Annotated in this window: 22 protein-coding genes; 4 read left to right on the top strand and 18 right to left on the bottom strand. The window is 41.5% G+C overall.

The genetic code is table 11. The features are described 5' to 3' along the window. Positions 1-76: 76 nt before the first annotated feature. Positions 77-1,018 (top strand): phenylacetic acid degradation operon negative regulatory protein PaaX, encoded by a 942-nt coding sequence (paaX, locus tag PR766_RS11065; protein ID WP_006663130.1) that lies wholly within the window; start codon positions 77-79, stop codon positions 1,016-1,018. A gap of 22 nt (positions 1,019-1,040) precedes the next feature. Continuing rightward, on the top strand, positions 1,041-1,634 hold the full coding sequence (gene paaY, locus PR766_RS11070) for a phenylacetic acid degradation protein PaaY (RefSeq protein ID WP_006659697.1): 594 nt from the start codon (positions 1,041-1,043) through the stop codon (positions 1,632-1,634). Positions 1,635-1,687: 53 nt separating this feature from the next. Here the strand turns inward: paaY and PR766_RS11075 are convergent, their stop codons facing one another. Together PR766_RS11075 and emrA are read right to left on the bottom strand one after the other, a co-directional pair. Further along, positions 1,688-3,217: a DHA2 family efflux MFS transporter permease subunit gene (locus PR766_RS11075; protein ID WP_154635972.1), complete on the bottom strand. Its 1,530-nt coding sequence runs from the start codon at positions 3,215-3,217 to the stop codon at positions 1,688-1,690. 4 nt (positions 3,218-3,221) lie between these two features. Next, positions 3,222-4,394 carry a multidrug efflux MFS transporter periplasmic adaptor subunit EmrA gene (emrA, locus tag PR766_RS11080; protein ID WP_006659699.1) on the bottom strand — a complete coding sequence of 391 codons (1,173 nt, stop codon included), beginning with the start codon at positions 4,392-4,394 and terminating at the stop codon, positions 3,222-3,224. Between the two features lie 477 nt (positions 4,395-4,871). On the opposite strand from emrA, the gene PR766_RS11085 reads away from it, so the two are divergent. Together PR766_RS11085 and PR766_RS11090 are read left to right on the top strand one after the other, a co-directional pair. After that, the gene (locus PR766_RS11085) at positions 4,872-6,923 is read left to right on the top strand and encodes a TonB-dependent receptor domain-containing protein (protein ID WP_006659700.1); all 2,052 of its coding nucleotides are present in this window, start codon (positions 4,872-4,874) and stop codon (positions 6,921-6,923) included. A gap of 15 nt (positions 6,924-6,938) precedes the next feature. Continuing rightward, the gene (locus PR766_RS11090) at positions 6,939-7,859 is read left to right on the top strand and encodes an alpha/beta hydrolase (RefSeq protein ID WP_154635971.1); all 921 of its coding nucleotides are present in this window, start codon (positions 6,939-6,941) and stop codon (positions 7,857-7,859) included. 56 nt (positions 7,860-7,915) lie between these two features. Here the strand turns inward: PR766_RS11090 and PR766_RS11095 are convergent, their stop codons facing one another. The 16 genes from PR766_RS11095 to PR766_RS11170 form a co-directional block, all read right to left on the bottom strand. Continuing rightward, complete coding sequence (locus PR766_RS11095) at positions 7,916-8,167, bottom strand: acyl carrier protein (RefSeq protein WP_006663133.1); 252 nt, start codon at positions 8,165-8,167, stop codon at positions 7,916-7,918. A gap of 9 nt (positions 8,168-8,176) precedes the next feature. Next, the gene (locus PR766_RS11100) at positions 8,177-9,982 is read right to left on the bottom strand and encodes a hypothetical protein (protein WP_154635970.1); all 1,806 of its coding nucleotides are present in this window, start codon (positions 9,980-9,982) and stop codon (positions 8,177-8,179) included. A gap of 53 nt (positions 9,983-10,035) precedes the next feature. Next, positions 10,036-11,145 (bottom strand): IpaD/SipD/SspD family type III secretion system needle tip protein, encoded by a 1,110-nt coding sequence (locus tag PR766_RS11105; protein ID WP_154601626.1) that lies wholly within the window; start codon positions 11,143-11,145, stop codon positions 10,036-10,038. Between the two features lie 6 nt (positions 11,146-11,151). Next, complete coding sequence (locus PR766_RS11110) at positions 11,152-12,465, bottom strand: type III secretion target, IpaC/SipC family protein (RefSeq protein WP_154635969.1); 1,314 nt, start codon at positions 12,463-12,465, stop codon at positions 11,152-11,154. Between the two features lie 18 nt (positions 12,466-12,483). Beyond that, on the bottom strand, positions 12,484-14,616 hold the full coding sequence (sctE, locus tag PR766_RS11115) for a type III secretion system translocon subunit SctE (RefSeq protein ID WP_154635968.1): 2,133 nt from the start codon (positions 14,614-14,616) through the stop codon (positions 12,484-12,486). A 10-nt stretch (positions 14,617-14,626) separates the two neighbouring features. Next, positions 14,627-15,145 carry a type III secretion system translocator chaperone SicA gene (gene sicA / locus PR766_RS11120; protein WP_154635967.1) on the bottom strand — a complete coding sequence of 173 codons (519 nt, stop codon included), beginning with the start codon at positions 15,143-15,145 and terminating at the stop codon, positions 14,627-14,629. A gap of 128 nt (positions 15,146-15,273) precedes the next feature. Next, positions 15,274-16,359 (bottom strand): EscU/YscU/HrcU family type III secretion system export apparatus switch protein, encoded by a 1,086-nt coding sequence (locus PR766_RS11125; RefSeq protein WP_036977796.1) that lies wholly within the window; start codon positions 16,357-16,359, stop codon positions 15,274-15,276. Between the two features lie 17 nt (positions 16,360-16,376). Then, on the bottom strand, positions 16,377-17,171 hold the full coding sequence (gene sctT / locus PR766_RS11130) for a type III secretion system export apparatus subunit SctT (RefSeq protein ID WP_006659709.1): 795 nt from the start codon (positions 17,169-17,171) through the stop codon (positions 16,377-16,379). Beyond that, positions 17,168-17,440 (bottom strand): type III secretion system export apparatus subunit SctS, encoded by a 273-nt coding sequence (gene sctS / locus PR766_RS11135; RefSeq protein WP_006663136.1) that lies wholly within the window; start codon positions 17,438-17,440, stop codon positions 17,168-17,170. Before sctS ends, sctT begins: the two co-directional genes overlap by 4 nt. A gap of 16 nt (positions 17,441-17,456) precedes the next feature. Continuing rightward, the gene (locus PR766_RS11140) at positions 17,457-18,122 is read right to left on the bottom strand and encodes an EscR/YscR/HrcR family type III secretion system export apparatus protein (protein WP_006659711.1); all 666 of its coding nucleotides are present in this window, start codon (positions 18,120-18,122) and stop codon (positions 17,457-17,459) included. Between the two features lie 2 nt (positions 18,123-18,124). Next, a complete protein-coding gene (locus PR766_RS11145) occupies positions 18,125-19,054 on the bottom strand; it encodes a FliM/FliN family flagellar motor switch protein (RefSeq protein WP_006663137.1) in 930 nt (309 codons plus the stop codon). After that, on the bottom strand, positions 19,054-20,241 hold the full coding sequence (locus tag PR766_RS11150; RefSeq protein ID WP_154635966.1) for a SpaN/EivJ family type III secretion system needle length determinant: 1,188 nt from the start codon (positions 20,239-20,241) through the stop codon (positions 19,054-19,056). The genes PR766_RS11145 and PR766_RS11150 overlap by 1 nt, the downstream gene beginning before the upstream one ends. Further along, positions 20,213-20,668 carry a hypothetical protein gene (locus PR766_RS11155; RefSeq protein WP_006659714.1) on the bottom strand — a complete coding sequence of 152 codons (456 nt, stop codon included), beginning with the start codon at positions 20,666-20,668 and terminating at the stop codon, positions 20,213-20,215. The genes PR766_RS11150 and PR766_RS11155 overlap by 29 nt, the downstream gene beginning before the upstream one ends. Then, positions 20,668-21,960 (bottom strand): type III secretion system ATPase SctN, encoded by a 1,293-nt coding sequence (sctN, locus tag PR766_RS11160; RefSeq protein WP_006663139.1) that lies wholly within the window; start codon positions 21,958-21,960, stop codon positions 20,668-20,670. The genes PR766_RS11155 and sctN overlap by 1 nt, the downstream gene beginning before the upstream one ends. 2 nt (positions 21,961-21,962) lie before the next feature. After that, positions 21,963-22,367, bottom strand: a complete 405-nt coding sequence (locus PR766_RS11165; protein WP_006659716.1) for a type III secretion system protein — start codon at positions 22,365-22,367, stop codon at positions 21,963-21,965. Between the two features lie 11 nt (positions 22,368-22,378). Further along, the gene (locus PR766_RS11170) at positions 22,379-24,445 is read right to left on the bottom strand and encodes an EscV/YscV/HrcV family type III secretion system export apparatus protein (protein WP_006659717.1); all 2,067 of its coding nucleotides are present in this window, start codon (positions 24,443-24,445) and stop codon (positions 22,379-22,381) included. Positions 24,446-24,454 lie beyond the last annotated feature (9 nt).

Raw genomic sequence — 24,454 nt, forward strand, 5'->3', positions numbered from 1 at the left:
AAAACAAGACAACCCTCTCGTTTTTGTCTAAGATTTGCAAAGTATCTGATACATAAATTTTAGGGATAAGCCCATAATGGAAACCAAACTCACCCAGTTTATACAGCATGCTATCGGCAACCAATCGATCAGCGGAACCTCGCTGATCAGCTCTTTATATGGTGACGCCCTACACCATCGGGGTGGCGAAGTCTGGCTCGGCAGCTTAACCAAATTGCTTGAACCTATGGGTTTTTCTGACCGCTTTGTTCGTACTTCGGTCTTCCGTTTGCAAAAGGAAGGCTGGCTAGATGTTGAAAAAATGGGACGTCGCAGCTACTACCGCATATCAGAGCGTGGGCAAAACCGCTTCCGTCGAGCTGAGAACAAAATCTACCTCAGCGAACAACCTGAGTGGGATGGAAAATGGGATTTACTGTTGTTGGATAGTGCCGATAAAGACGAAAAAATCCGTCTTAAAAAAGAATTTAGCTGGTTAGGCTTTGGGCAATTTAACAGTGGATTAATGGCTGCACCGAGTCGAACACAAAGCGATATTCCTGCCTTATTGGGAGAACTGAACGCCGCTGAACACGTGATTTACTTCCGAGCAGATTATCCGTTTAACCGCTCAGAAAAGAACTTAAAAGGGTTGGTTTTTAATGCGTGGTCACTCCCCGATATTTCAGAGCATTATCACCAATTTATCGACTTGTTCCGCCCAGTGGCACTCTTGCTAAAAGAGCATGCTGAACACGTTATTTCCCCAGAATTATGTTTCCAACTACGCTTATTACTGATCCATTTTTATCGACGCGTCGTATTGAAAGACCCATTGCTCCCAGATGAGTTACTACCAACTCAGTGGGAAGGGCACATTGCGCGCCACTTATGTACCAATATCTACCAACGTATCGACCAAGGTGCTACTCAATACGTCACCGAGATGTGTGAAACCACCGTGGGCGAGCTGCCACAACCGTCTAGCGCCTATTACCGCCGTTTTGGCGGTATTATTCGGGATCTGGTCGCCGCATAATCACTTTGCTAGAGGAGCCACAATGCCATTTTATCAAATTGATGGAATTACCCCTGTTGTCAGTCCAGAAAGCTTTGTCCATCCCACCGCTGTAATCATCGGTGATGTGATCATTGGTAAACGAGTTTATATTGGACCCAATGCCAGTCTGCGTGGGGATTTTGGACGCTTGATCATTAAAGATGGAGCGAATGTGCAGGATAACTGTGTGATGCATGGTTTTCCGCAATTCGATACCATCATCGAAGAAGATGGGCACATTGGTCACGGTGCTATTTTGCATGGCTGCCATATCAAACGTAATGCGCTCGTCGGCATGAACAGTGTCATCATGGATGGTGCAGTTGTTGGCGAAAATTCGATTGTTGGGGCTTGCGCATTTATCAAAGCCGATGCGCAATTTCCTGATAACAGTTTAATTGTGGGTACACCAGCCAAAGTGCTGCGCAATCTTTCAGAGCAAGAAATTGAATGGAAAAGTAAAGGCACACTGGATTACCAAGCGTTAGTTACCCGCTGCCTAAATACTTTCCAAGAAGTGACACCACTTGCGGAAGAAGAGCCGAACCGTCCAAAACTGGTATTTGACGATATCATTCCAAAATCCAGATTGTAAAACTATTCCGTAAAAGATAGGGCGCGTGCCAACAACTCGCGCGCCCTATCCTGTTAGTATTTATTCGCTTTGCTGCCAAAAGGCGGCTTAGCAAACCACACCGTCACAATCAGTGCGATAAACACCCAGCCACATAGCCAAAAAATTTCGTTCGCGGCAATAATCAGCCCTTGGCTGGTGATCTGCTGGGCAATAAAACCAGATGTTTGCTCCGTCGTCATACCATGAGCCGCCATGCTTTGGTACATATCAAGAGACTCTGGATTATAATCAGTAATAAATTCAGTTAATTGGCTATGATGTACGGATTCTCGATCGCTCCACATTGTGGTGGTAATTGATGTGCCGATAGAGCCTGCCAAGGTACGGAAAAAGTTTGCCAAACTGGACGCCGATGCTAATTTTTCTGGAGGCAGCCCTGACAAGGTCAACGTGGTGAGCGGCATAAAGAAACAGGCGACTGCCATGCCCTGCACTAATTGCGGCCATACGACTGCGGTAAAATCCATGGCGGGTTCAAAGGTGTACGCTCGCCAGAAGAAACAAATGGCATAGAACACAAAACTGAAGGTAACTATCCACCGAATGTCTAAAAAGTCAGATAGTTTTGCCACAGGCGCCGAGAATAAAACAGGTAAAAGACCAATTGGAGCCAGTGCTAACCCAGCCCACGTCGCTGTATAGCCATACACTTCCTGCAATAACTGAGGTAATAAGACAATCGCCCCAAAATACGCCATATACGCCAAACTGACTGAAATCGTGCCGATAGTAAAATTACGAGATTTAAACAGTGCTAATTCAACAATCGGGTTCTTGTCCGTTAGCTCCCAAATGACTAAGAAAATTAAGGCAATCGCAGAAATTACCGCCAAAATGATAATTTCATTGGATGCTAACCAACCCAGCTCTTTTCCTTTATCCAGAAGCACTTGCAAACAACCTACACCAACGGATAACAGTGCCAAACCAATCACATTAAATGGCACTTTGATCACCTTGGACTCCATTCCTTTAAGAACGATCGCACCCACAATGATCACGAAGATCCCTAGCGGGATATTCATAAAGAAGATCCAACTCCAATGGAAATTATCACTAATATATCCACCGAAAATAGGACCAAAAACAGGCGCTAAGATAATCGTCATCGACCAAAATGCCAGTGCCATATTTTGCATTTTAGGTGGGTAGCAGCGCATGATTAAGCTCTGCGAGAGTGGAATAACCGGTCCCGCCACCGCGCCCTGTAAGACGCGATATAAAATCAGCATACCAAGGCTGTCAGAGAAACCACACAGCAAAGAAAAGAGCGTGAACAGTGCCGTCGCCCATAGGAAGACTCTTATCTCACCAAACCGTTTAGCAAGAAAACCCGAAATCGCGATAGAAATCGCATTCGACACCCCAAATGAGGTGATCACCCAGGTTCCTTGAGAGACCGACACTCCCAAGTTTCCTGCAATGGTTGGAATGGCGACGTTTGCAATCGTCGAATCGAGCACTTGCATAAATGTCGCCAGAGATAGGGCAATCGTCGCCCAGACTAATTTGGCGCCTTTTAGCGGTTGAATATCGGCCATGGGGCTAATCCGCGTTATCGCTAATAATGGTGTTGATGACTTGGTCTACGTCATTCAACTTCAGTACAAGCACATCGCTTTCAAACGCTGGCGTGGTACGTTGAACTTCTGACAACACAGGACCATTTTGGTCTTTAATATCAATGGTCACGTTCATTGATAAGCCAATACGTAGTGGGTACTTCGCCACTTGCTCAGGGTCAAGTTCGACACGCACGGGCAAACGTTGCACCACTTTAATCCAGTTTCCTGTCGCATTTTGCGCTGGTAGCAATGAAAACGCACTTCCCGTTCCCATATCCAACCCGACCACCGTACCTTTATAGCTCACATTGCTACCATAAAAATCACTGTTGATGGTAACAGGCTGACCGATACGCACATTTTCGAGCTGGGTCTCTTTAAAGTTGGCATCGACCCACACTGGCTGAACAGGCACAATTGCCATTAACGAACTTTGCGAACTAACTTGTGAACCCACCTGTACATTGCGGCGAGAAACATATCCCGTCATGGGGCTTTTTATTTCTGTCCGCTGCAAGTTGATCCATGCGCTACGCACACTGTCTGCGGCTTGTTGTACTGCTGGCTGATTTTTCAATGCGGTGTTACGCAACAACGCGCGGTTTGCATTATATTGTTGAATTGAAATATCCAATGCGGCTTGCGCCAATTGCACCGCTTCTTGCGAATGCTGCAAATCTTCTTTTGAAATGGTACCACTGCGCCCTAATGCAGCACGGCGTTGATAATCTTTTTGCGCTTGCGCAAGCGAGACACGATTTTGTTGGATCTGGGCTTGGTATTGGTCGCCATTAATATACAGCTCCTTGGTTTTGCGCACCGTTGAAGCTAAGTCATGTTTCGCCTGCTCATATGCCAGTTGTGCATTGGTTTTATCCAACACCACCAACACATCACCCGCTTTTACCAAATCGGTATTTTCAAAGTTTACCTGTGTGACATTTCCCGTGGTTTGCGCAACGATAGGAATTTGTAAGCCCGACACATAAGCATCGTCGGTATATTCTTGGAAACGCAGTACCAAGAACCAATAGACACCATAAGCAACAAATAATAGAACGATGATAATCGTAGCAATGATCATCCATAGCGTTCTTTTATTTTCTTTATTCGTTTTCTGATGCTCTTCAATTGAATTTGTCGGTTGTTCCATAATAACTCTCAAGGAAAATAAACTTAATTTTAGCAATAATCCTATCTTTACGAAGTCACCGTAATAATGCAATAGCCAACGGTTTTATATTAACTAAATATCGATTTTAATTTTTAATTTCTGTTTTAAATCAATCTTTAATTGATTCTTTAATTCGAAAAATCAATGCCAGTCAAAAAAAGAAGTAATTATTAAATCATTATTGGAGCAATACTCTAAATAAGATAATCAATGTTGATTAAATAATTGCTGATATTTGTCCATGACATGAACGATTGATAGCGCATCACTTTTATAACTCTATTTTCGCCCCTTCGCACCGCGTTTCACCACCATCCCTTCGTGCACAAAAATGTTAACCGCGATCAAACTTTGCCCAAAAATTAGCACGCTAATTATTTATTTTCGATCCATATCGGTGATAGTATTCGCAAGCATTATGATTATCATTATCATTTGGTTTCGCTAGGGAAAAATATGAAAAAGCACTATCACTACTCTTTACTTGCTGCTGGTGTTTGCGCAGCAATTGCTTCATTTAGCGCCACAGCAGAAGAAAATTCAGACAAAATGATTGTCACGGCATCGGGTTATTCCCAGCAATTGCGTGATGCCCCTGCCAGTGTGACCGTCATTACCGCCGAACAGTTACAAAACAAACCCGTCCGCGACTTAGCCGATGCAGTCAAGGATGTGGAAGGCGTGAGTGTGGTCGGCAGCGCCAACAAACAAGACATTAATATTCGCGGATTATCCGGTGAATACACCCTGATTCTGGTGGATGGTCGCCGCCAAAATAGCCGCGAATCTCGCCCAAATGGGAGCGGTGGTTTTGAAGCGGGCTTTATGCCACCAGTTGAAGCTATCGAGCGTATCGAAGTGATCCGTGGACCTATGTCCTCACTGTATGGATCTGATGCCATGGGTGGCGTCATTAATATCATCACCAAAAAAGTGACGAATGAGTGGCACGGCAGTGTCACTACAGGGGCAATTATTCAGGAAAACAGCGAAAGCGGTGATTCCATGGATGGTAACTTCTATCTTTCTGGTCCGCTGATTAAAGATAAATTAGGTCTACAACTGTATGGCGGTGGCGATTACCGCAAAGAAGATAAAATTCCGGATGGTCATGATAAGAAAGATAATAAAAGCCTGACGGCAAAATTAACTTTCACGCCAATGGAAAACCAAACCTTCTTATTTGAAGCGGGTAGAACAACCCAAGAACGCTATGCTGAACCCGGTAAATCCCTCGCTGAATACTCCATGTTTAATGGTGTAAAACGCGATAATACCAAATCAGAAACTCACAATAACCGTAATCATATGGCGCTGACGTACAAAGGCGACTGGGATGTGATTCAAACAGAAGTGAGTGTGTACCAAGAACAGACCAAACGCAAAACGAAAGCAGAAACCAAAGACGCGAAAACAGGGTTGTATAATTACGCTTATGAGGCTCGCGTACCTGAAATCACGAATACCGTCGTGGATGGTAAAGTAGTCGCTTTCCTACCAGACAATATTTTGACGGCAGGTACCCAATACCAGCATGCGAAGCTGAAAGATACCTCAGCGACAGGCGCAAAAACCACTGAAAATGTCTCTCTGACTGCAGATCAGTACGCACTGTTTTTAGAAGATGAGTTTACTGCCACTGAAAATCTGATTTTAACCGGTGGTATCCGTTTAGATCATCATGAATTCTATGGTGACCACTGGAACCCACGCGGTTATGCCATTTACCATCTAACTGATGAAATCACCATCAAGGGTGGGGTATCTCAAGCCTTCCGCGCACCCACTCTGCGTGAAATTAGTCCGAACTACAAAACATCGACAGAAAAAGGCAAAGGAATCATTTACGGTAACGACAATCTGAAACCGGAAAAAAGCTTCAACCAAGAAATTGGTATCGCCTATGACCATGAATCTGGTTTCAATGCGAGCGTCATGTTCTTCAATACCGATTTCAAAAATAAACTCACCAGCTACTACACTGGCGACAAAGACCCTGTAACAGGTTTAAACCTGTATACCTATGACAACGTGGGTGAAGCGAATATTAAAGGGGTTGAAGTGGCAGCAGGCATCCCATTTGCCGAAGATTGGAACCTGAGCTTGAACTACACCTACACCGATTCCGAACGTAAAAGTAATGATGAAAAGCTAACGAGTGGAGAATCACTCAAAGGCTATCCATTGGATAAAACGCCAAAACACTTAGCCAATGCCAAACTGGATTGGCAATATAGTCCTGATCTCAACCTGTACACTCGTGCGCATTACGAAGGTGAACAAGTTTGGGCAGCACAACGTAATGGCTCTTCCGTTCCTCGTTATCGTAAAGGCTACACCACGATGGACGTAGGCGCGACGTATCAGCTGCTGAAAAATACCAAGCTGAACTTTGCTGTCTTAAACATCGCTAACGAGAAAGGCTCTAAAATTGATGCCGAAAATGGTGGAAACTGGGATGTTGAAGACGGTCGCCGTTACTGGGCGAATGTCAACGTGACATTCTAATCCCTGAGAGCGGGTATGACGCAAACAGCCGATTACCCGCCGATTCTTTTTCGTTCGATGGCAATCCCAATGATAAAAAAACTGTTTATGGCGAGCCTATTGATGTGTATCGCAAACAATACTTGGGCACGTCCCAGCCCCAATATTCCCGAATTTGATGCGCGCGTGGCTGAGGTTTATACCGTACAGCACCATGATATGCGCAATGGTCAGCGTGAATTGCGTATCTATAGTGCCGTTCCTAAAGACGTTTCAGGAAAACGTCCTGTGCTCTTTATGCTTGATGGTAATGGGCTCTACCCATTAGCGGTAAACCAAGCGGCTCAACAATTTGCCCGCGATAAATTGCCGATTATTATTGGTATTGGCTACCCCAACCCTGAAGCGTTCCCGAAAAAAGAACGGACATACGACTACACGCCAAAAGTCGCTGGAGAAGCCTTTCAAGATGGTGGTGGTGCAGAATCGCTTTATCAGTTTCTCACCTTCACTGTTCGCCCATGGGCTGAACAACAGTTTCCGATTGATACCCAACGAGAAACCCTATTTGGACACTCATTTGGCGGTCTCTTTACGTTAATGGTTTACCAAAATCACCCAACCGATTTTCAGCATTTTGTTTCTGCTAGCCCATCATTATGGTGGGGAGAGGGAGAAATGGTGGATTTGGACAAATTGACGCGTTCATCAACAGCATCACCCATTGCCATCACGCTTGGAGAGCTAGAAGAAACACCGGATTTAAGCCGTTTAACCGATGAACAAAAACAGAATTATCAAACCCGTAAAAGTTGGATTTCCCCTCGGGAAGTGTGTGAGGCAATCAGCAGCCATCAGCGATCTTGCGAGTTTACTTTATTTGCCGGAAAAGCCCATGGCAGCGTCATTCCCGATGCCATCCATAAAGCTTTAGACCTTACAGTGGCTCAACCATAAAAAATAGGTTTCCTGCATGATGTGCAAGAAACCTATTGGCAATATAAAAAACCATCTCAAGCGGTGGCGTTAATAAGATAATCAACAATATCTTGTAAACGCCGCCATTTCATCCACACTTCATCCCGTAATGGCTGCTCAGTATACTCTTCGATAGCGGCTATCAATTCCAATAGCTCTAAAGAATCGATATGTACATCGCGAATGAGCTCATCGTCCATTGAGTACGTTTGGTTAATACCGGAATATTCACGTATCTTCTTGAGATGAGTTTCTAACCAGTGCTGTGCTGTGTCCTGCGTTGTCATTGCGTTACCTTACGAGAAGTGTTTTCCATTGTCGTCATACTTCTCTTTGGCGACTTGGTCACGGGTTAGCGCCCCCATTTCCGTTAAAGTCACAGGTTTGCTGGTTTTTGCGTCCGCTAATTGCCATGTTTTTTTACGCTGTCCAGTGAGCTCATCTGTCACTTCAACAGCTTCAAATCGATTAGCAAACACCGTATTTTGAGTCAAACTGTCTGTCTCTGTTGTCTGTTGATAGCGCTCTTGCGCCGATTGATCTCGTGTTAATGCCCCACGCTCGCTTAACATCACTGAGCTTGTCCCTGCATTTTCTGAAAGCCAAGAACTCCGTGTATTTCCTGTCACAGAGTCCACCGCTAAAACGCGTGAATATTTATTGGGTGATACCTCTGTGTGAAGTTTTTCAGCCATCAACACAGGCTGGCTTGTGAGCTCATTTTCATCCACTAGCTTCCAAGAACTACGCGTATTTCCCGTTACAGGATCGATATCTAATACTTTCGTATACCGATTCGCAAAAGATCCGATTGGCAGCTTTTCGGTCTCGACAGGCTGGCGGCTCAAGGTCGCTTTTTCATCAATCCTTGGTTGCTCAATTTTAGGCTCATCAACCGTTCGTTGTGGATAATCAACTGTAGGAATTTCGGGTTGTTTTGCGGTATAACCTGATTTTTCTACTCCCGTTGGTGGCATTAACTTCACGTTCATCACAGATTTAAGTGACGTAGGTAATAACGGTGTTTCCTCTTTATTATCATTGTTCGACTGAACAGAATTGATGTGGGTGTTTTCTGCCGGTGATGTATAGTAATTGTTTGTAATATAAGTATTATACATGTTTTCATTATGGCTAGTATTACTTGGCAATAATGGTGCAGTCGGCGTTAATAGCTCGGGTGAGGATGGTGCAAAACGCGGTTTAACTCCATCAACCTCATCATCGGTAACCGGCGTTTTTTCCGGAGACAAAGCAGGTGAGGAAGCTAAGTCCATGTGAACAGTCAACGGTCGGATTATTTCAATTTTCTCTTCTAACGCTAAAAACAAGTTATGAATTTGACACGCTTTATCTACAAACGATTTACGTGTATGTTTCTGATACTCTTGAATAGCAGCATTCGCCCTCATATCACAGCCATGGCTGAGGGAGCTCACTAGAAAATCGCTGACAGGATGGAGAGCAACCTCATCCTTGCTAAAATAATGACCAAGCGTTTCCTTAATTGCGGGGTCGACATACCTTTGTTGGTAACGCTGCCCCAATATTTGCAACTGATCTTTTCCTAACGTCGAAATAGCAGATTCAATTAACTTATCAAACAGTTTTTCTTCATGGCTTAATAAATGTTTTGCTTGCGTATTTTTTTCACCCATTTTATTCAATTTCTGAATCAAATTAGCCGCTGCATCCAGCAAGCCAGTTTCTTGGCTCAATTCTTCGGGTTTTAAAAGTGCTAAGATAATTAAATGATTCTCTGGTCGATAATTAATTTCTTGCTGGGCTAAATTTCCACTCGCCCCTGCGCATAATACAGAGTTAATCATCTCTTTCGTAATCTCAGGATGAGACTGCGTTAATATCTGATGAATATCTTCAGATTGCTGAATATGATTACGCTGATGTAATGTATTACGATTTCCAGAGATGGAAATTTGATTATTTATTTCTTGATTCACAGGTGAAATACTTTCGCTACCAGCAGAGTGTACCGATGCAATTTGTGAGGCAATTGAATCAGTTTTGGTCGTCTGCATGGGCGTTAATTGCGCATTTGAAAAACGCCGATTTTCAGCTACAGGGCTTCCATTAATAGGCATAACAACTCCTCATAATTACTTATGATAAAATTTATAATTTTTATTCGCTTAAATCAGATATTGATTAGGCTCATATTGTTTTGATTTAAGTCTTTTATTAATTGAATTAATAACTGAACTAACGTTTCGAAATGGCTATTATCTTGACGGAATGTTTCTAATAATCGCGATACACTGCTATTCACTGTATTTTTCTGTGCATCCATCGCTGTTTGTAAGCTTTGGAATGATTGAGACACCATATCGCTTCCGTCCCAGTCAACCGGTGCATTTCTGATACTTAAGTAAATTTCCCTGATTGCTTTGAAGTCTGGATAAACATGTATTTCTTTTCCAATTTTTTTAACCACAAAACCTTGCCCAGATAATTTTTTATTCCAAAAATTAAATTCAGTATCGATGTCTGAACCAGCTTTAATTGTATATAACTGTGGGGTTCTCTTTCCATATTCGCTGGAATCTAGAGTACTAAGATACTCCCTCATACTACCTTTACTGCTGGTATTGTTATCCGTTGTATTTTTCTTGCCGAGATCTTGCCCCCACATTTCACAATATTCAGCTAATAATTCACTTTCAGAATATGAAGATGTCTCGTAAAAAGAGTAATAGTCACCATATGACATCCCTGAATATTTTGATACGACTTTGTCAAAATCCATCAGAAACGCTTTGGGTTTGAATTTTATTTTTCCGTCACTACCAGAGCTAATATTCGCGCTCAACTTACTTAATGCAGTATTGATGTCTTGCATATATTGTGTCGAGGCTTTAACTATTTCACCGTATTTTTTCTGATAATCTTCGTGAATTTCGCCAATTAAATCTTTCGTTGCCGCAATATGACTTCGACCATCCTCAAAAGGTTGGGAAGCTCGCTTATACCCATCAGATGAGTATTTCATCGCCATCATTACTGAGCGGTATTGCTCTTTAATTTTATCAAGATTATCCGAAATAGACTCTTCACGAAATGGAACATCAGTGGCTGGCGCCCCCAATTGTAATGCGAGCTGAGCACCTTTTTGATAAACATCTAAAGATGAATCCAATGCCAAACTTTCCCCCATAATGGGCGAATGATTCTGAACATTTGTGCTTTCTGTTACTGGCACTTTTACTGAAACAACCTGATTTGAATGTACATATGGGGTAATATTCATCGCAAATTAGCCTTTCACCACACTTTGGAAGGTGCGTAATTGGCTCTCACGGATTTCACGCAAAGATTCCATCATCTGTTTCACATAATCTTTGAGCTGATCAATCAGCTTATCTTTGTCCCCAACGATCATTCTTGCCGTGTCCGCGACAGATTGCTGCGTCATTTTGTTCGCTTCTTCTGATTTTACATTCACCTGATTCGCTGACGTCACCATTTGACCTGCATTATCTGACATGCGGGAACCTTGTTCAGCAATTCCTATCTGAGTACGCGTTTTATTCATAATGCGCTCATGCTCATCGCGCTCTGCTAATCCTAATTTATTGGTGCGCTGAGCCGCTTCAGCACCACGCTGATTTGCCAACGCTTGCTGTGCAGGCGTTGCTTGGTCGGCCAACTCCACTTTTACGCCGTTTTTAGTCTTTAACTCAAGTGAATGATTTTTCGGGGATGACAGTGAATTCGTATTAAGTTCATTTAAACGATCCGCCGCCGAGCCATTTTGGTTGGCTTTGACTAAATTGTTTTTAATTGACTGAGTCTGTTTATGCAGTCCTCGCGCTTGAAAAGCCGTTCCTGCCGCGGTAATCGCTAAAGAGGTGAAAAAGCCCGTCAGCGCGCCATTGAACATCTCCTTACCTTCTTTAATCGTCGAGTCTGCAGCTACTTCAATCATCTTAGCGTTCAGCATCAAGAACTCTGCACTAATTCTACGCTCTGAAATGTTCAGCTCAGCAACCACTTTACGAACAATCTTAAGTAATTCCAGCATGATATCACTGCTGATAATACCAACAAATTGCTGTTCTTTTGCCCCTTCTACTGATTTAGCTGATTTCTTATCAGTCTCAATCATGCCTGAATTTTGTGGCACTCTATCAAAGAAGCTACTGCCTATCATGACTTGAATGGCAAGAGCAATTTGTTTGTAATCACCTTCATCAAGTTGCTGATTATTTGATAACACTTGATTAAGTGTTTTACTTTCTGCCGCAAAGACTTTCTCTACAGCTTGTTGCGTTTGTTCCGGTGTTACTCGAATAAAACCATATAAGTCATTTAATAGCGTATTTTTTTCCACAGACCCCAATTCGGATAATGCAACTTGCATTTGCGTTGCAGACATCATGGATGTAGGAACAGATAATGCAGGCTTTTCAATAGAATTTTCAGCGAAATTAGCGGAAATATCATGTAATTTAACGTCCTGACGTACTCCATTTGTTGTAGAAGAAGGCGTTTTAGATATCAGCGCAAACTCACTGCCATTCGGTTGAATCTGTGCAGGTAAATTTAATGATTGAGTGATAGTCGTCATATAAAAATTCTCCAAAATTTAAGCGAAGCGCGCCGTTTTCAGCATATCGACTTTATTGTTATTTGATTGATGAAGTGAAGTCATCATGCCATTGAACATGTCATCCAACTGGTGATAACTTTTTGACAAGGATTTGATTAACTCCTCAAGTAATGCCGTTAGGGCTTGAATAGTCTCATCATTCAACATCATGCCCGCCAACATCTCTTTCATATCACGCATCTGAGCTGTAGCTTCTAGGCGTAAGCCTCCGGAAGTTGCCGCATTTGCAACAGAAAGACCCGCGCCAGTTCCTTTCATCCCGACTTCTAAACGTGCCATTCTTACGCTTTGCGCTTTTCCTGAAAAAGCCGCTTTTTCTACTGTCTTACCAATGTCTTTGACATCATCAAGCTTGTCAGCAACCTTAGCGACTTTGGCAGAATCACCAACCTTCACCATTTGCCCACCCAAAGACACATAATCAGAGGATTTAGCGACATTTTGAACATCGTCGAATTTATCAGCTAATTTAGAGAATTTGGTCAGTTTCACCATTTCATCACTACTATCTGCCACAGAATGACCCACTTTTGAGCCTTTCGTTGCTATATTCCCCAATGCATTTGTTAAACTTTTTGGCATCGCTTTAATCGCGCTTTTCAACAATGCCCCAGCATTTTTTACAAGAATTTTCGCGACGTTTTTAACGGTATTGGCGATATTTTTGACAAAAGAGGACATAGAAAGCAAAGAGATAGCTAAAAAAGCAACAGCGGCTAGTACCATCCCCACGATGCTACCAATTTTCTTCGCTTCTGCTTCCGGCACACCAAAAGTGATCAACATGTCAGTGACTGCGTTAGAGATTTCAGTTGCTAACATTTGCATCAAGCTTCCCTGACCGGTCTCTTCCAGTACAATGTCGGCAATAGACATCGCAATACCAATCGCTGCAACCGCAAGCGTCAGAGGCGCAGCAGCACCGAATGTTGCTACCGTCGCGATTACCGATACCGCAAGCATCACATAACTAAAAATTTTACTGGCACAAGAGGCAGCCTTGTTAGCATCTGCCGCTTTACGCTCAGCCTCTGCTGCTTCTTTCGCCTTTTTATCTGAATCTTTACGAGAGGCTTCATTGATTTTCATCATCACCTCTTCTTGCTCTTTCATATTGCGAAGCGAATCTTCATTCATCGCTTTTTTTAATTGAGCCGTTAACATCGTCAAGAGCGATAATGTGTTTTCCCACTTATCACCTTCAACTTCGAGAGAGCGAGGGGCAGAATCAATAAATTGATTAAGTTTTTGACGATCAGCATCTGCGGCCGCTGTAATATCAGAAGCTTGATCTAGTAATGTCTCTAATGAGGTTTGTAGCTGATTCACTTCCAACTGCAATGCATCACCTTGATGAATCAGAGTATTTTCACCTGCAACTAACTCATGCTGTTGCTGAGTTAACACATCTATTTGCATCGCTAAATGGGTAATATTCGCTTCTAACGTGGCAACTTGCTGATGTACAGCTTCTGTGTGAGGTTTTGGTTGTGCATCAACTTGAGCCAACAACATTTTTTCAGTTGATAGTTGCTTTTCTAAATGCGTCAATTGCCCATGATTAGCCTGTAATTTTATTTTTTGATTCTGGTGCTGGGCTGCAACTGTCGATAATTGGGATTTCGCCGAGGATAAATTATCTTTACTGATATTCACTTGATGAGTGAATTCACTTAATTGTTTCGTCGAAGAGGAAAACGTATCAAGTAACGTCTTCCCTTGTTCACGCAAAGCTTCGGTCTCAAAATTAAGAAACTGAATACGATTACTCAATTCATTCAAGTTACCTTCATGCAACAATTGACGTAATGATGCAAAAGATTCAATCAGTAATGCATTACCATTAAAGCCTTTCATTTGTGCAGTTTCTGGTGATGATTTCATTGCCATCATTTTGGGTTTTAACAACTTTGGAAGGCTTTCACTGCGTTGATTCTTTAGTTGTTCATTAGATGCTAGCTCACCACATGCCGCTTCTAATGCCAGCACGGCTTTAACACTTTCATCCGCCAAGCCAAGGGGGTTTGCCCCCTGTAAAAACTTGTGAATATTATTAATTCGCTCGCTGATCGATGCACTAGAAGCATTTGACGTTACAACTTGGCTCATGTTGTTTCCTTTATTCAGTATTTGAGTCTGCAGAAGCAGGCTCAACTTGCTCAAGGTTTTTCTTTAAGGCTGTTAAATACGCTTCCGATTTTTTCTGTAAATCGATATCGGTGCTATTTTCAACCACACTTTCAAAACAATGGATGGCAGCACTGCTTTTTTTCAGCATCAAATTACATTGCCCTGCATGGAACAAGGGACGGTAATCATTTTTCGCCAATACAAATGCAAGCGCGTATAATTCTGTTGCTTTCTCATAACGTTTCGTTAGTTGGTATACGGCGGCCAGACCCATCACGTAGTCTGTATTGTAGAAATCGTAAATACTTAAGAATCGAAAGAATGTTTCCACTTCATCTAATTTTCCTTGCTGATAAAATTCATAGGCATAAGCATAAATACCATCCATAGTTGCCTGTGGAATACCATGAATATCTTTATATGTTGCACCATCCATAAGCGCTGTTGTAATTCCGTCTAGTAATGTTTCCATTTCAATTTGTGTATTTTCTGTTTCAGTATGATTCATATTTTCACCTCGTTTATCATGCGTGACATATGATGCAGACCGCTACCTTGCATCATAATTAATCAAATCATTCATTTCTTATAAAAAACGATTTAATATGCAAATAATTAATTTACAGTGTAATAATTCTATGAATGAGAGTGGGATGGAATAAGCTTTTCCAATACTTCATCCACATCAATTCCTAATTTTTCTAATTCAATACGGATTAACCACGTCACTATTTGCATTACGTCCTGTAATCCTTGTTCATCAATAAAACTATCCTTTTTATAATTCCGCCATATTTGGCGGGCTAATATAATATCTCTCACTACAGGTATATTTTGTTCTTCCGCATATTTAATTACTGCTTTCGCTTGTAACCCCCGAGTCTTAAACATTAAGAACGGTAATGGTGAAATATTCGCATCGTAATAAATCAACATGGCAATATGTGTCGGATTCGCCATCACAAATGTTGAATTTTGAATACTTGACTTAACTTCTTCTGACAAAATTTCTTGGTGCAAACCTTTGCGAGCACTTTTAAGATGCGGATCCCCTTCATTATCCTTATGCTCTTTCTTGACCTCTTGTTTTTCCATTTTTAGGTTTTTAATAAACAAGAAAAATTCAGCTATCGCATCCACTAATACAATAATGACAGCAACAGCCAAAAAAACAAAAACAAATATAATACAAAGGGTTACCCATTGCGTTGTCATACCATTAATTGTCGTTCGATATAACATAAAAATTTCGTGTCGCCATACAATAAAAAACGTTGTAGCTGAGACACTAAATACCAATAAATACAGAATGGCTTTAATTAATTCCTTTAAAGAATTCAATGAGAATATTTTTTTAAATCCCGCGATTGGGTTTAACTTTGTAAAATCTAACTTTACTGCTTCCGTTGCCAATCTAAATCGACTTTGTAATAAAGAAATAATGGTACCAGACAAAAAACAAGCGATTAAAATCGGTAAAACAATGCTCATAAATATTTTTAAAAATTGCCACAGCAAGTCATCAATATAAATATCATTGGGGTTTAATAATATCTTCTTCATTAAACCGCCAAGGTTATACAAGCTGGACATACCATCAACAACAAATGCACCAGTGACTAATACAATTGCTGCAATCGAGTCTTTACTTTTATAACTTTGTCCTTTTTTAGCGGAATCTTTTATTTTTTTGTCGGTAGGCTTTTCTGTTTTTTCAGCCATGCAAACCCCTACCTTAATTAAGGAGAAAGAAATATTTCATGTAACGGTGATAACGAAATCATATTAACCAAGATATCTGGAACTTCATTTTGAAAATAAAGTAAAAATACAATAAACGCGATAATCGATTTAATCGCTAGCGATAATGAAAACGCATTCAATTGTGGACAAAATCGAGAATATAATCCCAATGCAACTTCAGAAATAAATAGAGTGACAATAATGGGTGCTGTTAAAATCACACCGTTAACAATCGCTTTATTTAACCACTCACCTAAAGGCAAACTCTTGAATGACGTAAATCCATGGGCAAATGGCAATAGCTGGTAACTTTGAGCAAATACATTTGCCAGTTGATACATGCCACCTTGTGCAAGGAAAACCATACAAACAATATAGCTAATAAAAACGGCTAATTCCGAGGCTTCGCTACCACTTGCTGGGTCCACAATACTACTAATTGTTTCCCCTCGTTGAGTATCAATCAATTCACCAATAACATTAGCAATCATAAAAGGCAGACCTAAAATGAATGCTAATACCAACCCAATGCATACCTCATACAGAAAGACCTCACTGATGTTCATTTCACCCCAATTAATTTCATTGGTCGAAAGATAAGGCCACATTCCTAATGCTAAATACGCCACGACACAGTTCTTAATAATCCCGCCATTGAGCAACTTATTGCTCAGGAAAGGTAAGAAAAACATCACCGGAGCGATTCGCAACCAAGCAAATGCAATTTTAATTAACCCCTGCTGGAACGTGAAATACATGGAGGACACTAATCCAAGCATCTCCTGGTTCATCCAAATAATCCTATTGCAGGTAATGCTGTAGCCATCACTTCAAGGGTGTAATTCATCACTTTATCGGCAAGCCAACCTGAAATCATAAATAGTGACCCAAATACCGCTAATAGTTTGATTCCAAATGGTAAAGTTTGTTCCTGAAGCTGAGTCACTGTCTGTAAAAGCCCCACTAATAACCCAACGACCGTCGCGACGGTGACAGGAATAGCCGACAGTATCACGATCAACAGCATCGCTTTGTTACTGACATAAATGATTGAATCCATCTTCTATTCCTCTAGGTCAATGCTGCGCAAGTTCGAAATACTGCATCACTAATCCTTTAGAAATCAGCGACCAACCATCAATTGCTACAAACAAAATCAATTTCACAGGAACGGAAATAGTCACAGGGCTCATCATCATCATACCGAGTGCCAGTAAGATACTCGAAATGACTAAATCGATAACCACAAAAGGCAAATAGATATAAAAACCGATTTCAAAAGCCGATTTAATTTCACTTAATGCATAAGCAGGTAACAATGAAAATAGCGTAGGCTCAGCCTGTTCTTCTTGAACTTCTATTTCCGTTTTACCTTGCTGGACGGACTCAAAAAAGGTGACCAACTGAGGGTCTGAATATTTCATTAAGTAACTTTTATACCGCCCTAAACCGTTATCTACAAAGTTATCAACCGATTCAACATTGCTAAAATCAACACTTTCATGACGCATATACTGATTCACGTCTTGCAAGACAGGCATCATCACAAAGATAGACAGTAACAAAGCGATACCATTCAGTGCCATTGTAGAAGGTACTTGCTGCACCCCCATTGCATTACGCACCATAATCAATACAATCGATATTTTTAAGTAACAGGTTCCTGCTGCAATAATAAACGGCAGTAATGTCGATAATGCGATAATAGCTAATAAAGGGATTTCATTTGGAACCGTTGGCATGCTTATAACCTTTTATCCCCTAAGCTCACCAATCTTTTGATTTCTAAGCCCAATTCATCGCTATCGCCAATATAAGTTAGCTCACCTTCAGCAATCAGCTGCTTATTCGCATACACCTTAACTTCACGCTCTTTATTTTCCCCAATGGAATAGACTGTCCCTGGTTGAAGCGTATCGAGTTCACCCACTGTGATATCTGAATGACCCAGTACAAACGTTAATTTCACAGTAAGATCATGCAAATGAAACGGACGAACCGTCTCATCAACAAACTCCTCTTCCATTGCAGAGTCTATTTGCTCATCTTCTGCTACCACTAACTGTTCAATCATAAAAATGCCTTCTTGTTGTTTCTTAAAATGAGCAACCAAACACCCCGCTACAGACATATGAAGCTGTAAATTTTGAATTCGCAGTACGTCTCGTAATGCGATAGATTGCAATGTTTTTCCACTGATGTGGCTATAACCTAGGATCCAATCCGCTTGTAATTTGAGCGTATCAGATAGGCCATTAATCGGTTTTATTTCCTTCAATCCACTTATCGGCTCCGCTAATAGCACAATGCCAAGCGCTTTTTCTTTGACCGTTAGCCATGGTTGTTGAGGCTGTTCATCATCAATAATTTCGACATGGTGACAACGGAATTGCTCGGAGAAAAACGCATTTCCTGTATTTTCATAAGTAAAAACTTTGCATAAGCTCTTGGCATCTAACAGATCCCAAGCATAATGAGCCAACTTAGGCCAACGGTGACGACACCAATCCTCCGCGTTCACCAACACTTGAATTTGCTGCTTTTCGCTATTCAACGTAATTTGGAAATAGCGCTCTCCCACTTGAGGGATATGGGGAGCTAAATCCTGTTGGAAACGTTGCTGCCACTCGCCAATTTGTTTTTCACGATGGCTAATACGACGAATATTCAGCATTAAAACTCCTCGTCTTGTTGTTTATTCTGCTGTTGCTGTTGACGATGCTGACCTTCACGCTCTTCACGCTTAATCACCATTTTCTGCTCACCAGTAAACAAATGTCGATTGTCTTCCAAAGCCTGTTGAACTTCATGACTATAGGTAGAAGCAACCATGTTTTCATGACTTGCGTGAGCTAAAGAAAATGAGACTGATGGCATATTTTGCCATTGGCTAAAGGTGTAACTTAGTGTGCGTTCAGGTGCCACGTTCAATGTTTCACTTGCCATCATTGTTGCTACAAGCTCTGCTGTCAGCTTTGGCGATGTCTGAGGAGACGGCACTTGCGAACTTACCGCAGATCTTACAACCGATTCTGATTTCATTTGCGCTAGGATACTTTTAGTTATATCCATCTCATCAGATTGAACTAATTCCGATTTTTTAATATTAAAATTTTGTACATCAGAAAATTTTTGCATTTCCAGAGATTCATTTGATGCTAGCTCTAGCTTTCCTGTATTTATTTCTCGTGTGTTCTTATTTGCCTGTACATCCTTATAGGGGCCAGCAGCACTCTGCGTTTGCGTAATTACCTCAGATTCTGTTGAGACCTTTGCCTCAGAGGATAAATTTAATGCACTATCGTGTTGAGATGATTTCAATGTTGTCATCTCCGTCAATTCAGCCGACTGCACTAATGAAATCTCCTTCCATTGAGATTGGTGGTCACTCATCGAATGGTTTGACAAAAAGCGAACAATTTTCTGTTCCATTGTTTTCGTGTTAAAAACGGGTGCCACGGATACAGCTGCAATATGGGTAGGTACATTTCCCAGTGGTATATTCTCTTCTTGTACCTTTTGCCCATTAATCAGTTCACCCGCCGTCTGATTCGCCGAATGACTTTTTACCTCAGCCACAATTCCAGAGGATAAGAACGCCACTTTTGTATCAACGTAAACATTTTGAACTTGCGCTGAAACATTCAGCAAAACAGGAATAGCTAGCTCCTCAGCCGGTTTTTTTTGCTTTTTCTGATTATTGTTTCTTTGGGTCAGTGTTTTTTGCAAAATTTCCTGAGCGGTTTTTTTCACGGAATGCTGCTGACTATATTTTTGATGATTAAAGCCGAATGATGAACTTTTCGCTTCCATTACGGAATTAAACGTACTGTCACTTGGCAGTGATTTGATTGTCGACATGAACAAACAGCTCCTCGATTTCATTCTGTTGCTGGAGCTCTAATTTTAACCACCGAGCCCTACGTTGTTGTTTGAGATATTTTTGGAATTTCTCGCACTTATTACGCAAAATGAGCATCCGTTCTATCATTTGCTGCTTCAATAAATGGTACTTCGATAATTCAGCGTCTAAATTTTCTATCTGATATTCAAATTGGGCTACTTCTGCTAAAACCACGGCTTTTTGTCGTTGACGCTCCCAAAAATCCATTTGTGTTAACTCTTCAGATTTTTCATAGACACTCACCTGAGTGACCAAGATGGCGATACGTTGGCGAATATCCTGATGCTGCTGCTGTAACTGTAAAATGGCGTTGTGTAATTTATTTTGATCTAATTGCACCCTTTCAAGGCGTTTCTCAGTCAATGCTAATAATGAGCTAATCATCAGGATGCCAAACGACCTAAGTGGGTTAACATTCCATCAAAATCTTCTGACTCATCCATGCTTTGCTGTAAAAACTGATTGATATTCGATTGCTTATCTAAGGCTCGGTCATTCTCCTGACTTTCACCTCGTTGATATTCCCCTAGCTCGAGATACAACTGAATCTGTTCTAGGCGAGATAAATTTTCGCGCACATCTACGGCAAACTGACGATGCTCTGGCGTTGTCACCTTTTGAAAAACTCGGCTAATACTGTGTAAGATATCAATCGCAGGGTAATGCCCACGCCCCGCTAATTTATGGCTAAGGTAAATATGTCCATCAAGAATAGAACGAATTTCATCACCAATCGGATCCGCCTCGTCCTCGCTTTCTAACAATACGGTGTAAAATGCCGTGATTGCCCCCTGTTTTACACGCCCAGGGCGCTCAAGTAACAACGGTAATTGCTCGAAAACAGAAGCTGGATAGCCTCTCCGCGCAGGTAGCTCTCCCGTCGCGAGCGCCACATCGCGTAACGCCCTTGCGTAACGAGTCATTGAGTCGACATATAACAAAACATGACGCCCAAGATCGCGAAAGTATTCCGCCATCGCGGTCGCCAATAGCGCTGCATTACAACGCTCAATGGGCGGACTGTCGGAAGTGGCATAGACTAAAATAGTTTTATCTGCATGAGGCGACTGCTTAAGTTCCTCAATAAATTCAATTACTTCTCGACCACGCTCACCAATCAATGCCACAATATGAATATCACCATGGGCATGGTTAATCAGCATGTTCATCAGAGAGGTTTTTCCGCTCCCCGCCGCCGCAAAAATACCCATTCGCTGCCCTAACCCACAGGTTAATAACCCATCAATGGCGCGAATGCCCGTGACCATCGGTTCATTGATGGGACGACGCATATTCACATTCACTGGCGGATTATCAATACGCTGTAATTTGGTTTTTAATTGGGTCACTTCGCTAGGCTTCTGGCTTAATGGACCTTCTAACTCTCCGGACGCATTAAAAATATTACCTGCTAAATGCTCACCCATTTGAAACACAAACGGATACCCACTAGGTCGAATAACGACTTCACGGGTTAAGCCTTGCGCACGACCAATTAAGCTCAGAACCGTTAACCCTTCTTTAAAACCAATCACTTGCGCTTTGGCGATAATATTAGGCTGTGCTAACGACTGCTCAATAAAGCAGATTTCACCGATGAATACCCCATCTAGCGGGGCTTCAATCAAGCATCCATGAATGCGCACAGGATGTGCGCACGAGTCAAATAGCTTCATAATTACGATAATTGAGTCCGTAATTCATTTGCACGTTCAAAAAACTCTTCGAACGAGTCTGCAAATAACTGCATGTTATCTAGCGATGTTGTTTTTAATACCGCCGAAAGCACTAAGTTATCCTCAGCTAAACTTAATGCGGGCTGCCCCACATAAAAATTACGCGGTGGATACTCCAGCATATTTTTTAATAATGCCGCACTGGATGAATCTAAGCGGCTATGGTTACACTCATCTAAACTGCACCAAATAATTAAATCATCCGTAGATAAATCAATATTAATTGCCGGAGCATCACTCATTTCTAATTGAATATTCGAATGGCAATCTAACTGTGAATTCACTAAATCACCACGCCCCATTGAATTCAGAAATGCATTTAATTGTTCAACAAAACGGTATTTCATTCTCGCGTTCCTTATATAGTTTTAATGACGTTTACCCTGACCATTTCAGAGACTTCATTAAATGAAAGCACCTCAAGTTCAGGGAAACGACCTTCCAAGATTTTTTTCACAAATCGGCGGATATCCACGGGAACCAATACATTGACATCCCTCGCAGATAAGTAACTGTTTTCTAATGCCACTTCAGCAGCTTGAATAAGCTCGTTGCTTTTTTCAGGTTCTAAATGCAGGTAAACTCCACCTGATGATTGACGAATACCTTGGCGGATGGTGTCTTCCAGCTCAGCATTAACCATTAATACATTCAGACGCCCTTCCACTGAAAAACGCGAAGAGATATAGCGCGCCATGGAACTTCGAATGTGCTCCACCAACATCATGCTGTCTTTTTCTTTAGGTACCCATTGCACTAAGGTTTCGATGATCAATTTCATGTTGCGCACTGAGATTTTTTCCATCAATAACCGCTGGAAAACCTCCGTCACTTTCTGCACCGTGGCATGGCGATAGCATTCTTTCAGTAATTCAGGGTATTTTCTTTCAAGATCATCCAGTAAATTTTTAGTTTCTTGAATCCCAAAGAACTCATTAATGTGTCGGAGTAATAGCGTACTAACACAATCAATCATTTCGGTAATGTCATCTCGTACCAATAAGCCAAGTTGCTCTACATTTTCAAGATATTGGTTATCGAACCATGTATTAACAAAGCCATACTCATCGGTATATTTGGTCAGCTCTAACCCAAGATATTCCAGTTCATCATTTGCCGTCAGTAAGCGATGACCATGGAAATAGACATCATATTCGCCCGCTTTCACTTCATTAATCAGCACAACAATTTTGTTTTCAGGTACGATGGGGGAATAGTTAATCGCGATATCAGGAATGCGATATCCATAACGAATAAATACATCCTTTTTCATACGTGATAAGAAATTATTCTCTTCCAAATGCTGCTTATACTCTTGATTAACAGAAATAATGACGGGTAAGGTTTCAGGAATATATTCATCATCAAAATCATCATTTGCGCGTTGAGTTTCCCCTTCCGTTGCTTCTGTTTGCAGATTTTCTTGCCCTGATTGCTGGTCTTTTCGTTGAGCTTTGCGTTTTTTGAAATAACGTGTCGCAAATAACCCCATCAGCAGCGCGGCAAGGAAGAGGAAAATTGGTGTTGGGAACCCGGGAAGAAAGCCCATAAATAGCACAATCAGCGCCGTGATTAAGATCGTAAAATCATTGTCAAAAAGTTCGGAGACAATGTTTTCACCTAAATTTTTGTCGTTTCCACCGACTCGGGTCACGATAAAACCCGCACTGATAGAAATAAGCAGAGCAGGAATTTGTGCGACCAGCCCATCCCCGATCGTTAACAAAGTAAATGTGTTTAATGCGGTTGAAATATCCATGCCTTGCTGGGCTGTACCCACTGAAATGCCGCCAATCAAATTGACGAAAATGATCACGATACCCGCAATCGCATCTCCTTTAATAAACTTCATCGCACCATCAAAAGAACCAAATAATTGACTTTCTTTTTCCAGCTCACCACGCTTAATTTTCACGGTGGCTTCATCAATCACACCGGCGCGTAAATCTGCATCAATGCTCATTTGCTTTCCGGGCATGGCATCCAATGAAAATCGAGCTGCCACTTCCGCAATACGCTCTGAACCCTTTGTGATAACAATAAATTGCACAATGGTCACAATGGCAAAAACCACCATCCCAACAACCAAATTATCTTGAATAACAAATTCGCCGAAAGTATCGATAATATCGCCAGCATCTGCTTCTAATAAAATAAGGCGGCTGGTACTAATCGACAGTGCCAATCTAAATAACGTGCTAATAAGTAAAATAGAAGGAAATGATTGGAAGTTAAGCACTCGAGTAATATAAAACGAGCTCATAAAGATCAGCACAGAAATCATAATATTCAATGCAATCAAGAAATCGACCAATACGGTGGGTAATGGAATAATCAGCATCGCAATAACCATTACCATGATGACTAATACCATCAATTCAGGGCGATTACGGATCTGTAATAAAAATCCGGTGAAGTTTTTCATGAAATCGTT

Origin of the sequence: Providencia sp. PROV208, assembly GCF_028479465.1 — a bacterium.
Taxonomy (GTDB): Bacteria; Pseudomonadota; Gammaproteobacteria; order Enterobacterales; family Enterobacteriaceae; genus Providencia; species Providencia alcalifaciens.